The following is a 14,953-nucleotide window of genomic DNA, read 5'->3' as shown; positions in this document are numbered from 1 at the left end:
GCGAACAGGCAGGGCAGTCAAGCCATGGCGGTAGAGCAACACGGTTCCAGCGCCGATCCCGGCGCCACGCCCTTGCGGCGCTTCGCCTTGGGCGTGGAATACGACGGCAGCGAGTACTCGGGCTGGCAGCGTCTGGTCCGCCCCGGCGAACCGGACCTTCGCGGCGAGGCCACCGTGCAGGCCGCCTTGGAAGACGCGCTGAGTTTCGTTGCGGGCACCCGGATCGAGGTGACCTGCGCCGGCCGCACCGACGCGGGCGTGCATGCTTCCTGTCAGGTCGTACATTTCGACGGTCCGATTGCGCGCGAACCACGCGGCTGGGTGCTCGGCACCACCTCGCGTCTGCCGCCGTCGGTGTGCGTGCGCTGGTGCGTGCCGATCGCGGCGGATTTCCACGCCCGTTTCTCGGCGCGGGCGCGCCGCTACCGCTATCGGATCCTCAACCGGCCGGTGCGGCCGGCGCTGCAGCGTCAGTATCTGAGCTGGGAACGGCGGCCGCTCGATGCCGACGCGATGCACCGCGCCGCCCAGGCCTTGCTGGGCGAGAACGACTTCTCCGCGTTCCGTACCGTGCACTGCCAGGCACCGCATGCGCGGCGCGATCTGCAGTACATCAGCGTGCGCCGGGACGGGGATATCGTGGAGATGGAGGTTCAGGCCAACGCCTTTCTTCACCACATGGTGCGCAACATTGTCGGAAGCTTGCTGCTGGTCGGCCGCGGCGACCAGCCCGAGGGCTGGATCGCGCAGTTGCTGGCCGGGCGCGACCGGACCGTGGCCGGTCCGACCGCGCCGTCGGCGGGCCTGGTGTTCGTGGGCCCGCGCTATCCAGCCGAGTGCCTATTGCCTGCCGAGGTCAGCCTTTGAATCCCCGTACTTTGTTCCGCACCCGCATCAAGTTCTGTGGTTTCACCCGCCCCGGCGACGTGCGTCTGGCCTGCGAGTTGGGCGCCGACGCGATCGGCTTCGTATTCGCGGCCGGCAGCACCCGGCGCGTCGCCGCCGAGGAAGCCCGCGCGATGCGCCAGGCGCTGGCGCCGCTGGTCGATGCGGTGGCCCTGTTCAGCGACAACCCGGTCGATGAGGTGCGCGAGGTCGTGCGTCAGGTCCGGCCGAGCCTGCTGCAGTTCCACGGCAACGAAGACGACGCGTTCTGCCGCGGCTTCGGCGTGCCGTATCTCAAGGCGATCCCGATGGGCGGCGAACTCGCCGACCAACACCCTTCGGCCCTGCACATGCGTTACCCCGGCGCGGCCGGTTTCCTGTTCGACAGCCACGCCAAGGGCGGCAGCGGCGGCAGCGGCAAGACCTTCGACTGGAAGCGCATTCCGGTCGGCGTGCAGAAACCCTTCGTGCTGGCCGGCGGGATCACCCCGGACAACGTGTTCGAGGCGATCCTGGCGACCTTGCCCTGGGGCGTGGACGTGTCCAGCGGTATCGAAAGCGCGCCTGGATTGAAGGATGGCGACAAGATGCGTCATTTCGTCGAGGAAGTGCGACGGGCGGATTGTCACGTTGAGTGATCAGGTGGGCGGTCGGCAGAGGGTATAGCCAGGCAATCGATGCACCCCGGATCGGACGTTCAGCCGCTTGCCGATGCTAAGGAAGGGGCTGGAAACATATTCATCGTAGGTCTGGAATAGCACGTAGCCATAAAGATCGCATAGCGCGCCTGGAAATTCGGTAAGCGGCATAAAGAAGGTTCCTCCTCGGTGGTGGAAGGCTTGCTGGGCTGGAATCTTCCATTTCCTGAGCAACTGCTGGCCTGTAGCCATGTTCGCCTCTAGTTCGCTTTGGGTGTGTCCTTTCTGATGCGATCTCTGGTGGATTTATCAAATTTTTTTCGATTTTTTGACGGGTGGCCGACGAACGGTTGTCTTGAATGTCGTGATTCTGTTTGCCTATTCCGTCACCTCGGAACCGCGCACCCCATTCCGCCATAGCTCGACGCGTACGGTTGCCGCCGCGATGCCCTAAACTGCGCGTTCCGCCGCGTCGTGCGCGGCGCCCCTCGCAACGAAGCCAGCCGATGTCCGCCGAACCTGTCGCCCCTCCGATCGACTTCCATGCTTACCCGGATGCCTCCGGCCACTTCGGCCGCTACGGCGGGCGTTTCGTCGCCGAGACGCTGATCGCGCCGATCGAGGAACTGGCCCGAGCCTACGACGCCGCGCGCGTCGACCCGGCCTTCATCAAAGAATTCGAAAACGACCTGGCCCATTACGTCGGCCGGCCCAGCCCGATCTATCACGCCCAGCGGCTCAGCGATGAAGTCGGCGGCGCGCAGATCCTGCTCAAGCGCGAAGACCTCAATCACACCGGCGCGCACAAGATCAACAACACCATCGGCCAGGCCCTGCTGGCTAGCCGCATGGGCAAGACACGCATCATCGCCGAGACCGGCGCCGGCCAGCACGGCGTCGCCAGCGCCACCGTGGCCGCGCGCCTGGGCCTGGAATGCGTGGTCTACATGGGCGCGACCGACATCGAGCGGCAGAAGATCAATGTCTACCGGATGAAGCTGCTCGGCGCGACCGTGGTGCCGGTGACCAGCGGTTCGCGGACGCTCAAGGACGCGCTCAACGAAGCCATGCGCGATTGGGTTACCAACGTGCGCGACACCTTCTACATCATCGGCACCGTCGCCGGCCCCGATCCGTATCCGCGCATGGTCCGCGACTTCAACGCTGTGGTCGGTCGCGAGGCGAGGGCGCAGATGCTGGCCGAGTACGGCCGCCTGCCCGATGCGATCACCGCCTGCGTCGGCGGCGGCAGCAATGCGATCGGTTTGTTCCACGCCTTCCTCAACGATGCTTCGGTGCGCATCGTCGGCGCCGAAGCCGCCGGCGACGGCATCGACACCGGCCGCCACGCCGCGTCCCTGGCCGCCGGACGCCCGGGCGTGCTGCACGGCAATCGCACGTATGTGTTGTGCGACGACGACGGCCAGATCATCGAAACCCATTCGGTCTCGGCCGGATTGGATTATCCCGGCGTCGGCCCGGAGCATGCGTTCTTGAAGGACACCGGTCGCGCCGAATACCTCGGCATTACCGACGAGGAAGCGCTCGAAGCCTTCCGCACCCTGGCGCGCACCGAGGGCATCCTGGCTGCGCTCGAATCCAGCCACGCGATCGCCCAGGCGATCAAGCTGGCGCGGACGATGCCCAAGGATCAGGTGGTGCTGTGCAACCTGTCCGGTCGCGGCGACAAGGACGTGCATACCATCGCCGGGCGCGAGGGGCTGCACTTCTGATCGTCGTCCGCAGCGCGATCCACTTATTCCTTCTCCCGCTTGCGGGAGAAGGTGCCCGGAGGGCAGATGAGAGCGAGCAACAACACTGCGATATACGCATGAGATCGTTGCTCCGACGTTCGCGGCCCTTGAACCACTCGCCGCTCCCGGCCCCTCACCCCAACCCCTCTCCCGCATGCGCGAGAGGGGCTTCAAGCAGAAGCTTTGACCAACGCATGAACCGAATCGACGCCAAGTTCCAATCCCTGCAAGCCGCCGGCCGCAAGGCGCTGATCCCGTTCGTTACCGCCGGCGATCCTTCGCTGGAGGCGACCGTGCCGGTGATGCATGCCTTGGTCGAGGCCGGCGCCGACGTCCTCGAATTGGGCGTGCCGTTCTCCGATCCGATGGCCGACGGTCCGACCATCCAGCGCAGCTCCGAGCGCGCGATCGCGCGCGGCGCCGGCCTGGGCTGGGTGCTCGATGCGGTGCGAGAGTTCCGCGGCCGCGACGCCGATACGCCGGTGGTGCTGATGGGCTATCTCAACCCGATCGAAATCCGCGGCGCGCAGCGCTTCGCCAGCGACGCCGTCGCCGCCGGCGTCGACGGCGTGCTGCTGGTCGACCTGCCGCCGGAAGAAGCGGCCGAACTGCGCGCGGCCTTCGTCGCGGCGGGTTTGGCGCTGATCCTGCTGGCCTCGCCGACCACCACCGACGAGCGCATCGCGCTGTTGTGCGACGACGCCCAGGGCTATCTGTACTACGTGAGCTTCGCCGGCGTGACCGGCGCCGACCGTCTCGACGCGGGCGCGGCCAACGACCGCCTGCACGGCATCCGCCAGCGCGCCAAGGTGCCGGTCGTGGCCGGCTTCGGCATCAAGGACGCGGCCAGCGCCGCGGCCATGGCGCGCGAGGCCGAGGGCGTGGTGGTCGGCAGCGCACTGGTCGAGGCGTTGGCGCAAGCCGACACCCCGGACGCCGCCGCGCACGCCGCGCGCACGTTCCTTGCGCCGCTGCGGCAGGCGCTCGACCGCGCCGGCTGAGCCGTCCCAGCCTTGCGCCGCGGCCTCGCGGCGTAGCTGAACAGGGCGGCGGGCGTCCCGGCCCGCTGCGCTAGACTCCTTCGTCGGGCCGGTGCCGGCAGGGCGCGACCGCCTGGGCACCGACCCATCATCGTCAGCCAGAACAGGAAGATTTCAACGCATGTCGTGGCTCAAGAAACTCATGCCGTCGGGTATTCGCACCGAATCGTCGGCGGCCAAGCGGCGCAGCGTGCCCGAGGGCCTGTGGGAGAAGTGCGAGCGCTGCGGCGCCGTGCTCTACCGCCCCGAGCTCGAGGAGAACCTCGAGGTCTGCCCCAAGTGCAGCTTCCACATGCCCATCCGCGGCCGGGTGCGCCTGACCGCGCTGCTCGATCCGGGCAGCACCAGCGAGATCGGCGCCGCGCTGGGCCCGATCGATGTGCTCAAGTTCAAGGACCAGAAGAAATACTCCGAGCGCATCAAGGCCGCGCAGAAGGCCACCGGCGAGCGCGATGCGATGATCGTCCTGCGCGGCACGCTCAAGCAGCGCACGCTGGTCGCCGCTTCGTTCGACTTCGCCTTCATGGGCGGCTCGATGGGCTCGGTGGTCGGCGAGCGATTCACCCTCGGCGCCGAGACCGCGCTGGAGATCGGCAGCCCGTTCGTGTGCTTCTCCGCCAGCGGCGGCGCGCGCATGCAGGAAAGCCTGTTCTCGCTGATGCAGATGGCCAAGACCTCGGCCGCGCTCGGCCGCCTGCGCGCGGCGGGGCTGCCTTACATCTCGGTGATGACTCATCCCACCACCGGCGGCGTGTCGGCGTCCTTCGCGATGCTCGGCGATATCAACCTGGCCGAACCGGAGGCCTTGATCGGCTTCGCCGGCCCGCGCGTGATCGAGCAGACCGTGCGCGAGAAATTGCCGGAAGGCTTCCAGCGCAGCGAGTTCCTGGTCGAGCACGGCGCGGTCGACCAGATCTGCGATCGCCGCGAAATGCGCGACCGTCTCTCGCATCTGCTGGCGATGATGATGAAGCAGCCGCAGCCGGAAGACGACGTAGAGGCCGCCTGATGGCGGCCGGGAATGGGGAATGAAGGGAATGGGGAATGGAAAGCTCGCCGCGACGTGCTTTCCATTCCCCATTTCTTTCATGGCCTGATTTCTTTCATGGCCTGTTCCCCGCCCCAAGAACTGTGAGCTGGGAAGCGCTACGCAACCTCATTCAGCCGCGCGGCGCCGTAGCGCGCGCGGCTTGCGGCAAACTCGCGTTGCGGCGATCCCCCGAAGGCAGTCGTGCCTTACCGCGCCGCGCGGCTTTCATTTCCCATCCCCGACTTCCTATTCCCGACTCAAACACATGACTCGCAAATATTTCGGTACCGACGGCATCCGCGGACGCGTAGGCGAAGGCGCGATCTCCGCCGATTTCGTGCTGCGCCTGGGCAACGCCTACGGCCATGCGCTCAACCGGCGCGGCTGGCGCAATCCGATGGTGATCATCGGCAAGGACACGCGCATCTCCAACTACATGTTCGAAGCCGCGCTGGAAGCCGGCCTGGTCGCCGCCGGCGTGGACGTGCAACTGATGGGACCGATGCCGACCCCGGCGGTCGCCCATCTGACCCGCTCGCTGCGCGCCGACGGCGGCATCGTGATCTCGGCCTCGCACAATCCGCATTACGACAACGGCATCAAGTTCTTCTCGGCTGAAGGCGAGAAGCTCGACGACGAGACCGAACTGGCGATCGAGGCCGCGCTGGAAGAGCCGTTCCGCACGGTCGAATCCGAGCGGCTGGGCAAGGCGATCCGCACCCGCGACGCCATCGGCCGCTATCTGGAAGCCTGCAAGGGCTCGGTATCGCGCGGTTTCGATCTCAGCGGCATGCGCATCGCGATGGACTGCGCCAATGGTGCGACCTACCAGGTCGGCCCGCTGGTGCTGCGCGAACTGGGCGCGCGGGTCGACGCGATCGGCGTGGATCCCAGCGGCCTGAACATCAACGACGGGGTCGGCTCGACCCATCCGCAGACCTTGGTCGAGCGGGTCAAGAGCACAGGCGCGGACCTGGGCATCGCCTTCGACGGCGACGGCGACCGGGTGTTGTTCGTCGATCACGAAGGCGCGATCTGCGACGGCGACGATCTGCTCTATATCCTGGCCACCGACTGGCAGCAAAGCGGACGCCTGCAGGGCCCGGTGGTCGGCACGCTGATGACCAACTATGGGCTGGAGCGCGCGCTGGAGCAGCGCGGTATCGGCTTCATCCGCGCCAAGGTCGGCGACCGCTACGTGCACCAGCAACTGATCGCCCACGACGGCGTGCTCGGCGGCGAAGCCTCCGGCCATCTGCTGTGCCTGGACCGCACCAGCACCGGCGACGGCATCGTCAGCGCGCTGCAGGTGCTCGAAGTGCTCGGCCGTCGCGGCCTGTCGCTGCGTCAGGCGCTGCAAGGCCTGAACCGGGTGCCGCAGAAGACGATCAACGTGCGTTACGAGGGCCAGTCCAAGCCAACCGAGGCGGCGTCGGTGAAAGAAGCGCTGAAACAGGCCGAAGCCGCGGTCTCCGGCCGCGGCCGCGCCTTCCTGCGTCCCTCCGGCACCGAGCCGGTCGTGCGCGTCACCGTCGAAGCCGACGACGCCACGCTGATGCAGAACACGCTCGACGCGCTGGCCGGCGCGGTGCGCGCGGCGGTGTAAGCGCGCACGCACTCAAGCCATGCGGTAAACGACGAAGGCCGCGCGAGCGGCCTTCGTCGTTTCCTCCAGCCACCGCACCTGTAGGAGCGGCGCAAGCCGCGACCGCGACAATGAATCACCGGCGCGCACCGTGACGCGCCGCGAACCGGTACGCGCCGCGATTGCGTGCTGTCTAGGATCTGACCGCGAGACACCCAGGTCGCGCCGGCCCGTCACTGGCGCGGTCGCGGCTTGCGCCGCTCCTACGAAAGGCGATCGTTTCGCGGTCAGCGCTGCTGGAACCGAGTCAACATCTCCCACGACCGGCTCACCGCCGCCGGATCGACCTTGGCCTCCGGCAACGGCCGGTAATTGCGATCCATCACCGTCGCCGCGCCGTAGTTGTCGAACAGATACGTCAGTTCGCCCTGGCGGATTCCGCGCTGCGACCAGCTCTCCACCAACAGCGGCCGGCGATCCTGGGCCGGACCGAACAGATCGCGCCCGGTGCTGTAGTCGGCGCTGTCGTTGCGGCAGCCTAGCGCGTGTTTCATCACCGTCGGCACCAAGTCCTCGTGCGAGGTCGCATGGGCCGATTTCTGCGCCGGCTTGCCCGGCCAATGCAGCACGAACGGCGTGCGCAACTGGTAGTCGGAGAAATTGCCGTTGTGGCCCCAATAGTTCTGCTTGAGGTCGTTGAACTCTTCGCCGTGGTCGCCGGTGATCAGCACCACGGTGTTGTCGGCGAAGGGGCCGGCCTGCAGCGCGGCGAGGAATTTTCCGATCAGCGAATCGGCGTAATGCACCGCGGTGCGATAGCGGTTGAAGTCCGGCAGCGGATCGTGTTCCGGGCCGAATTCCAGCGGATTGATCGACTCAGCCATCGGCTGGAACAGCGGCGGATAACCGCGCGGCATGTAATACGGCTGATGGGGCGAGTCCATGAACACGAAACCGAAGAAGCGCTGGTCCTTCGGCGTGGCGGCGATGTCGCGCTGCAGATCGGCCAGGATCGCCTGATCGCGCTCGGCGCTCTTGCGTTCGCGCGGGCCGTTGACGATGTGTTCGCGCACCTCGGAGAACGCCGTGCGATCGAACTCCGGGCTGTACAACGGCGCACTGCCGTAGATGTGCATGCCGTAGCCGTCTTTCTTCATCTGCCCGATCATCGCCGCGCCGCGTTGCTCGGCCAGCATCGGATGCCAATAGCCGCCCGGCAGTCCGTACAGCAGGCCGAACACGCCGAAGCGGGTGGCGTTGCCGGAGCTGTAGTGGTTGTCGAACTGCTGCGACTGCTGCGCGTAGCGCCAGGTGTTGGGCATGACTTGCGCGGTCAGCACATCGTGGCGCAGCGATTCGAGCAGGATCACCACCACGTTGAGCTTGGGCGCGGCTTGGCAATCGAGCGGGCGGCGAGGGTAGTTCAGCAGCCCCTGGCCGGCACCGGGCAGACTCGCCGAGGGGTCGCTTTCGACGCCGAAACGCTGCAGCGAGTCCTTCAGCGTGATCGGCTGCGCCCACGGAATATAGGGAAGCTGCGACATGACGACGCGATCGCCGCGGGCATCGGAGTACGCCACCATGGCCTGGCCGAACAGCATCACCGCCAGCGCGACCCACCAGGCCTTGAGGATATTGTTCAGACCCGCGCGCCGGTCCAGCGCGCGCCACCACAGCCAGGCCAGCGCGATTTCCAGCGCCAGCACGCTGCTGACCGCCAGCGCGATCAGGCCCCAGACCGTGCCAGAGAACACCACCTGATCCTGCATGGCGCCGCCGAACACCATGTTGGCGACCATCGCGTTGAGGTGGAAACGGTACAGCGCGAACACCTTGGCATCGGTCACCAACAGGCAGATCCAGGCCGCCTGCAGGATCACCGCGCTCACCGTCATCCAACGCATGCGCCGGCCAGTCCAGCCCAGCAGCAGCGGGATCAGGCCGAGCAGGGCGCCGAAGAACACGAAATGCCCCGGCAGCGCCAGGGTCAGGAAGAACGCCGCCTTCCAGTGTTCGGCCAAATGGGCGAAGGGGATGTTGAGCGCGGCGATGCCGATGGCGATCGCGGCATTGCTCAAGGTGAAGCCGGTCAGCCAGGCCAGGGCGCGGCGCGCCGAAAAGGCGGTGCGGGCGGCTAGGTCGTCCATGAGGGAGGTTCTCGGCGAAGAAGAGGCCGCCGGCGCGGGCACCGGGGCGGGGGCGCGACTTTAGCGTGTAACTTCGGCCGGCAACACCGCCGGATGGCGGGCTGCGCGTTCCGGCCACCCCGCCGCGGCCGCGATATTCAGGCTGAGGCCTCGGCGTTCATGTCCGTGGGCACGCCGGGGCGCCGCAAGGCGTGCCGGCAGGACCGCAGTTGCGCGCCCGCGCCGGCTTTGAGCGAAGATAGCCGCCTATCCGGAAGAGACACCAACAGGACCTCAACGTGAGCCAGATTCCCACCCTCGACATCCGCCGCTTCGACACAGACCGCGAGGCCTTCGTCGCCGAACTCGGCGCGGCCTACCGCGAATGGGGTTTCGCGGGCATTCGCGGCCACGGCATCTCGGCCGAGCAGATCGACCAGTCCTATGACTTGTTCAAGCGCTTCTTCGCGCTGCCCGACGAGGTCAAGCGCAAGTACCACGTCCCCGGCGGCGGCGGCGCGCGCGGCTACACCCCGTTCGGCGTGGAGACGGCCAAGGGCGCCAAGCACTTCGATCTCAAGGAGTTCTGGCATGTGGGCCGCGAGATCCCGCGCGACTCCAAGTACGCCTCCGACATGCCGCCGAACCTGTGGCCGGAGGAGATCCCCGAATTCCGCGAGCAGGCCTACGGCCTGTATCAATCGCTCGACGGGCTCGGCTCGCGCGTGCTCAGCGCGCTGGCCCTGCACATCGGGCTGCCCGAGCAGTACTTCGCCGACAAGACCGATTCGGGCAATTCGATCCTGCGTCCGATCCACTACCCGCCGATCACCGCCGACGACATCCCCAACGAGCGCGCCGGCGCGCACGAGGACATCAACCTGATCACCTTGTTGGTCGGCGCGAGCTCGGAAGGCCTGGAAGTGAAGTCGCACAAGGGCGAGTGGGTGCCGTTCACCGCCGACGCCGACACCATCGTGGTCAACATCGGCGACATGCTGCAGCGCCTGACCAACCACGTATATCCCTCGACCACCCATCGCGTGGTCAATCCGCCCGGCGCGAAGGCGCGCCTGCCGCGTTACTCGACCCCGTTCTTCCTGCATCCCAATCCGGATTTCCTGATCGACGTGCTGCCCTCGACGATCACCCCGGACAATCCCAGCCGTTATCCCGAGCCGATCACCGCGCAGGGTTACCTGGAAGAGCGTTTGCGCGAGATCAAGCTGAAGTAAGCCCGCTCGCGGTTCGCGCAACCGCGCAGAACGATCGAACAAGCCGGCGCAAGCCGGCTTGTTCGTTTCCGCGCTCCCGCATCGCACCGCACCGCCCATCCGCCACGCAACCACGAAGTTTTTTGTGGGAGGGGGCTTCAGCCCCGACCGACGCAGCGACGCAACTCTACGTTTCGATATCGCGATCCACGGTCGCTGGAGCTCAAGTCCACCAACGCCGGAACACACCCCCCGGAACAAAACGAAGCCGGCCTCACGGCCGGCTTCGCTGCAAACAACGAATTAAGCGGACATCCCTGTCCAGGCCCGCGGCATGATCGGTGAGTAGCCGCGTGGCAGGCCCGCTCCGGGGCCCGGTTCGATCATTACGATCAAGCAAGCGCGCAGCCCTGGCCTCCAGGCCGGAGCGCGCCCCTCCCTGGGCGCGCTCCGGCGTTGGTCCGCCGGGTCCGTGGACGCGACGAAGGCTCGCCGCGTCCGGGCCGCGGACCCTCAGCAGCCGATCGCCGTGCACAGCGGCACGATGTTGTCGTCGTTGAAGCGCGCGCCGACCCACGCGGTGCCGAAGGCGCCGATGTGCGGGCCGCTGACCACGCTGTTGACTTGGTTGCCGGCATGCGAGTTCGGCGTGTAGTTGATGAGCCAGCCGCCGCCGCTCGCGCCGTAGGTCATGTCGCAACCCTGCACCAGCACATTGGTGCCTTCCGACGGCGAGTCGTAGGTCTGGCCGGCGCAGATGTGGGTGTACTGCGTGCTCAGATTGCTCGCATAGCCGTGCGAATAGGTGTACAGCGAGTACGGCTGATTCCAGGCGCGGCCCAGCCAGCCCACGTAGCTGGTCACCGGAATGCCGGTGGTCTGCTCGCCGGTCAGCTTGATCACCGCCACATCCCAGCGGCGGCTGCCGACATTGATCCAGTTGGTCGGCACGCGTGCCTGGCTCCAGCCGAAGCGGCCGTACGGGGCTTCGCCGTAACGCTCGGCCGGCACGAACACGAAGTTCGAGTTGAAGCCGGCGCCGCGGGTGTAGACGCAATGCGCGGCGGTGGTCAGCACCGCGGTGCCGCTGGAGACTTGAGCGGTGCAGTACGAACCGCTGCCGTCGGGCTTGGTGAAGTACAGCTTGCCGATCTTGTTCCACGGCGAAGCCTTCCACTGGCTGGTGTAGTAGTTGCCGGGGAAGCGGGTATAGGCGTAGTGAGCGCCGTCTTTCTCGCCGCCCAGCGCGGAGATCGGGGCGGCGGTCTGGCGCGCGTCCAGCGCGTCGAGTTTGTCCCAGGTGGCGCGGAAGTGATTGCGCGCGAGGTAGTTGGCGAACGCCGGCGCGGCGCCGCCGGGTGCGGTCGCGGCCGGACGCATCAGCTGCGCGGCGGTCGCTTCGACGTCGATCGTCGCGGCGGACTTGGCGTCCTGTTCGCTCCATACCAGTGGCTGCACCGCGGCGCGTTGACGCGCGGTGGCGAACGGTTGGGCGGCGCTCTTGGCGCTGAGCTGCTGCGACTTGGGCGCATCGATCGCGGCCACATCGCCATACGGCGTGCGGATCACGGTTTCGCCGGCGCTGGCCAGCGCCGCGGCGGAGAGCAGGGCGACGCCGCCGAGGACGGCGAGCTTGCGGGACAGGCGGGTCGGGGGATTGCGGTGCGACTTCATGCTGGAGCTCCTTGGGTATCGCTTTCCATGGGCGATTGACGGATCGGCATTGGGTGATCCGGGCGCGCCTCGATCCGGGCGGCGCGGCCGGTACTGCGGCCTTGGATCGCCGGTGGGGAGCGCCGCGCTGAGGCAGGCAAACAATTCCCCGTCCCGCGCCGCGGTCAGGCGGCGCAAGCGATCGTCCGGTTGTGGTTCGCCCGGTGCGGGCGGCTACCCCCAGGAAACGCGGGTGCAATCGGGCTCAGGACAGGGCGCGGGCAAGAAATCTCGCGCTGCCGCTGCCGCGCGGGGCGCCGTCTGGGCCGTTTTCAGACACCGCAAAGCCAGCAGCAGCAAGGGTTTGCGCTGGCTCGACCGGATCCGCGCCGGAGCCGTGGGTGTTGCAGACGCGATACGCGATCTGGCGCCGGAAGGCTGCCCGAAGGCAGGAAGTCTGTTGTGGGAGGGGCTTCAGCCCCGACGCTCTTCGATCAGAGACAATGGATTTTCCACCTCTGACCGAAAAGCGTCGGGGCTGAAGCCCCTCCCACAAAAGAAAGATTGCGCCGATTCGTACGCGCTCGGTCAGCGTTGCGCATCGCCACACCGGCCTCGCGGAAGGCCTTGAGCGAGAAGCGTCGGGGCTGAAGCCCCTTCCACAAGAGATTGCGCTGGATTCGTGCGCGCCCGATCAGGCCCCGCGCACCGCCACTCCGGCCTCGCGCAGGGCCTCGCGCCAGGCCGAAACCTTCATCTGCGGCCGTTGCGAGGCGTTGGCCGGGCTGGTCGAGGGCAGCCGCACCAGGCGCAGATCCGACCGCGCCAGCGGCTTGAGTACGAACCGACGGAAGCTGTGTTCGGCCTTGGCGCCGTTGAACAGCAGCGTGCGCACCCGCGGGTGGCGGGCCAGAAAACCGGCGAAATCGTTGGCCACCGCAGTGTCGTCGCGGATCGCCGCGTCCAGGCTGCCTTCGCGCTCGCACTGGGCGAGCACGTCCCACAGCGCGATCCCCGCCGCGCGCAAGGCATCGAGCCGGCGTTCGTACTCCAGTTCCGGCCCGGCCCCGACCAGCTCGCCCATGATCGGCCAGAACCGGTTCTGCGGATGCGCGTAGTAGCGCGCGGCGGCGAGCGAAGCCGCGCCGGGCATGCTGCCGAGGATCAGCACCTGCGCCCGCGGCGATTCGATCGGGGCGAAGCTGTGCAGCACGGAGGAGGCGGAGGCTCGCTTCATGAGCTTTGTATGGGGATTGCGGCGCGACGGACAAAGGGTCGCGCGCGGTGCGCGTTCGCGCCAGCCGCGGACCGGCCGCGGTCGCCCGCGCGCCGCCCAGCAGGTAGACTGCGCCGTCTTCGCAACATGGGAGTGGCCATGCGCCGCAGGATCGTCGCTGGAAACTGGAAACTGCACGGCAGCCGCGAATTCGCTTTCGCGCTGCTCGACGAAGTCGCCGCGCAGACGCCGCCGGCCGGCGTGGAACGGGTGATCCTGCCGCCGCTGCCGTACCTGGGCGAGTTGGTCGAACACTATGCGCAGCGCGGTCTGGCCTTCGGCGCGCAGGACGTGAGCAGCAACGAGAAGGGCGCCTTCACCGGCGAAGTCTCCGCGGCGATGCTCAAAGAAGTCGGCGCGGTCTACGGCCTGGTCGGCCACTCCGAACGCCGCCAGTACCACGCCGAAAGCAGCGAACTGGTCGCGCACAAATTCGCCGCCGCCAAGGCCGCCGGCCTGGTGCCGATCCTGTGCGTGGGCGAGACCCTGGCCGAGCGCGAGGACGGAAAAACCCAATGGCGCCTGCAGGAACAGCTCGCGCCGGTGCTCGAACGGGTCGGCGTGCTCGGCCTGGAAGGCGCGATCGTCGCCTACGAACCGGTCTGGGCCATCGGTACCGGCAGGACCGCGACGCCGGAGCAGGCCCAGGAGGTCCACGCATTCATCCGTAGCGAAATCGCTGCGCACGATGCTAGAATTGCTGGCTCGCTTCCGATTCTGTACGGCGGAAGCGTCAAAGCCGACAACGCCGCCGCGCTGTTTTCCCAGCCCGACGTCGATGGCGGACTGGTCGGAGGCGCCTCCCTGGTCGCGGCCGATTTCAACGCCATCGCAATCGCGGCGGCCCCCTGATCGCAAGAACCGGCGAACCCCGCCCGTCCGATGCGGTCGTAACAAGCTCTCCTTAGCGAAGAATCCCCAACGATGCTGTTGTTCCTCAACGTCATCTATGTGCTGATCGCGATCGCCATGGTCGCGCTGATCCTCATGCAACGCGGCGCAGGCGCGCAGGCGGGCTCGGGTTTCGGCGGCGGCGCCTCGGCCACGGTGTTCGGTGCCCGCGGTTCGTCGAACTTCCTGTCCAAGGCCACCAAGTGGCTGGCGATCGCGTTCTTCGCGATCAGCCTGTTCATGGCTTGGCAGGCCAGCCGCACCGCGCCGGTCGAGACGGGCAAGCCCGATCTGGGCCTGCTCGGACGCGCCGCGACCCAGCAGCCGGCCGCTCCCGCCGCGACCACGCCTTCGGCCCCGGCCAGCGGCGTGCCGCAGGCTCCGGCGGCGCAGGGCGCTCCGGTGGCTCCGGCTCCGGCGAGCCAGGTTCCGGCCGCTCCGGGTGCGGTGCCGTCGCAGCCGGCTCCGGCGCAGCAGCAGGCGCCCGCGCAGCCGACGCCGGTCCAGCCGGCCGCTCCGGCAAAACAGCCGGCTACTGGCGGCTGAGATAAACAGGTTAAAATAGAGTTTCAGCCCCGCCGGGATAGCGGGGCCGGTCAGCGATGACCGATCGGCTTCGCGACACGATTACGAAGCCGGGGCCAGGATGGCGTGGTTGGTAGCAGTGCCCAGATGGCGGAATTGGTAGACGCACTACCTTGAGGTGGTAGCGACTTAGGTCGTGGGGGTTCGAGTCCCCCTTTGGGCACCACATCCATCCCGACGCAGCAATCCCCAGCTCCAAGCAATTCGCAACTTCGCACCACGGTACGCAGGTGCGGCACGCACGGCGGGCCGCGCCGCGCGTCCAAACGACTGGGT

General features: G+C 67.5%; 13 protein-coding genes and 1 tRNA gene. 10 read left to right on the top strand and 4 right to left on the bottom strand.

What is annotated here, in order from left to right:
• Positions 1–24 precede the first annotated feature (24 nt).
• Both truA and ACTOWJ_RS24705 read left to right on the top strand, forming a co-directional pair.
• On the top strand, positions 25–867 hold the full coding sequence (gene truA / locus ACTOWJ_RS24710) for a tRNA pseudouridine(38-40) synthase TruA (protein WP_441337268.1): 843 nt from the start codon (positions 25–27) through the stop codon (positions 865–867).
• On the top strand, positions 864–1,523 hold the full coding sequence (locus ACTOWJ_RS24705; protein ID WP_441337267.1) for a phosphoribosylanthranilate isomerase: 660 nt from the start codon (positions 864–866) through the stop codon (positions 1,521–1,523). The genes truA and ACTOWJ_RS24705 overlap by 4 nt, the downstream gene beginning before the upstream one ends.
• Here ACTOWJ_RS24705 and ACTOWJ_RS24700 read toward each other — a convergent pair whose 3' ends face one another.
• A complete protein-coding gene (locus ACTOWJ_RS24700; RefSeq protein ID WP_441337266.1) occupies positions 1,524–1,775 on the bottom strand; it encodes a hypothetical protein in 252 nt (83 codons plus the stop codon).
• Positions 1,776–2,029: 254 nt separating this feature from the next.
• Here ACTOWJ_RS24700 and trpB point away from each other — a divergent pair, with 254 nt between their 5' ends.
• The 4 genes from trpB (at position 2,030) to glmM (ending at position 6,953) form a co-directional block, all read left to right on the top strand.
• A complete protein-coding gene (trpB, locus tag ACTOWJ_RS24695; protein ID WP_441337265.1) occupies positions 2,030–3,256 on the top strand; it encodes a tryptophan synthase subunit beta in 1,227 nt (408 codons plus the stop codon).
• A gap of 215 nt (positions 3,257–3,471) precedes the next feature.
• A complete protein-coding gene (trpA, locus tag ACTOWJ_RS24690; RefSeq protein WP_441337264.1) occupies positions 3,472–4,278 on the top strand; it encodes a tryptophan synthase subunit alpha in 807 nt (268 codons plus the stop codon).
• Between the two features lie 160 nt (positions 4,279–4,438).
• Complete coding sequence (accD, locus tag ACTOWJ_RS24685) at positions 4,439–5,326, top strand: acetyl-CoA carboxylase, carboxyltransferase subunit beta (protein WP_441337263.1); 888 nt, start codon at positions 4,439–4,441, stop codon at positions 5,324–5,326.
• Between the two features lie 286 nt (positions 5,327–5,612).
• Positions 5,613–6,953, top strand: a complete 1,341-nt coding sequence (gene glmM, locus ACTOWJ_RS24680; protein WP_441337262.1) for a phosphoglucosamine mutase — start codon at positions 5,613–5,615, stop codon at positions 6,951–6,953.
• 266 nt (positions 6,954–7,219) lie between these two features.
• On the opposite strand, the gene ACTOWJ_RS24675 is transcribed toward glmM, so the two are convergent.
• Complete coding sequence (locus ACTOWJ_RS24675; RefSeq protein ID WP_441337261.1) at positions 7,220–9,079, bottom strand: DUF3413 domain-containing protein; 1,860 nt, start codon at positions 9,077–9,079, stop codon at positions 7,220–7,222.
• Positions 9,080–9,357: 278 nt separating this feature from the next.
• On the opposite strand from ACTOWJ_RS24675, the gene ACTOWJ_RS24670 reads away from it, so the two are divergent.
• Positions 9,358–10,293 carry an isopenicillin N synthase family dioxygenase gene (locus ACTOWJ_RS24670; protein WP_441337260.1) on the top strand — a complete coding sequence of 312 codons (936 nt, stop codon included), beginning with the start codon at positions 9,358–9,360 and terminating at the stop codon, positions 10,291–10,293.
• A gap of 492 nt (positions 10,294–10,785) precedes the next feature.
• On the opposite strand, the gene ACTOWJ_RS24665 is transcribed toward ACTOWJ_RS24670, so the two are convergent.
• On the bottom strand, positions 10,786–11,946 hold the full coding sequence (locus ACTOWJ_RS24665) for a trypsin-like serine peptidase (protein ID WP_441337259.1): 1,161 nt from the start codon (positions 11,944–11,946) through the stop codon (positions 10,786–10,788).
• A 673-nt stretch (positions 11,947–12,619) separates the two neighbouring features.
• Positions 12,620–13,162 carry a DNA-deoxyinosine glycosylase gene (locus tag ACTOWJ_RS24660; protein ID WP_441337258.1) on the bottom strand — a complete coding sequence of 181 codons (543 nt, stop codon included), beginning with the start codon at positions 13,160–13,162 and terminating at the stop codon, positions 12,620–12,622.
• 138 nt (positions 13,163–13,300) lie between these two features.
• On the opposite strand from ACTOWJ_RS24660, the gene tpiA reads away from it, so the two are divergent.
• From tpiA to ACTOWJ_RS24645, 3 genes are all read left to right on the top strand, one after another.
• Complete coding sequence (tpiA, locus tag ACTOWJ_RS24655; protein ID WP_441337257.1) at positions 13,301–14,053, top strand: triose-phosphate isomerase; 753 nt, start codon at positions 13,301–13,303, stop codon at positions 14,051–14,053.
• Between the two features lie 72 nt (positions 14,054–14,125).
• The gene (secG, locus tag ACTOWJ_RS24650) at positions 14,126–14,638 is read left to right on the top strand and encodes a preprotein translocase subunit SecG (protein ID WP_441337256.1); all 513 of its coding nucleotides are present in this window, start codon (positions 14,126–14,128) and stop codon (positions 14,636–14,638) included.
• Between the two features lie 120 nt (positions 14,639–14,758).
• A tRNA-Leu gene (locus tag ACTOWJ_RS24645) sits at positions 14,759–14,843 on the top strand.
• The last annotated feature ends 110 nt before the right edge of the window (positions 14,844–14,953 follow it).

The sequence above is a fragment of the Lysobacter sp. CA199 genome (assembly GCF_052078715.1).
Lineage (GTDB): Bacteria > Pseudomonadota > Gammaproteobacteria > Xanthomonadales > Xanthomonadaceae > Lysobacter.
The sequence above is the reverse complement of the archived record's forward strand: the minus strand, read 5'-3'. Positions and strand labels throughout refer to the sequence as shown.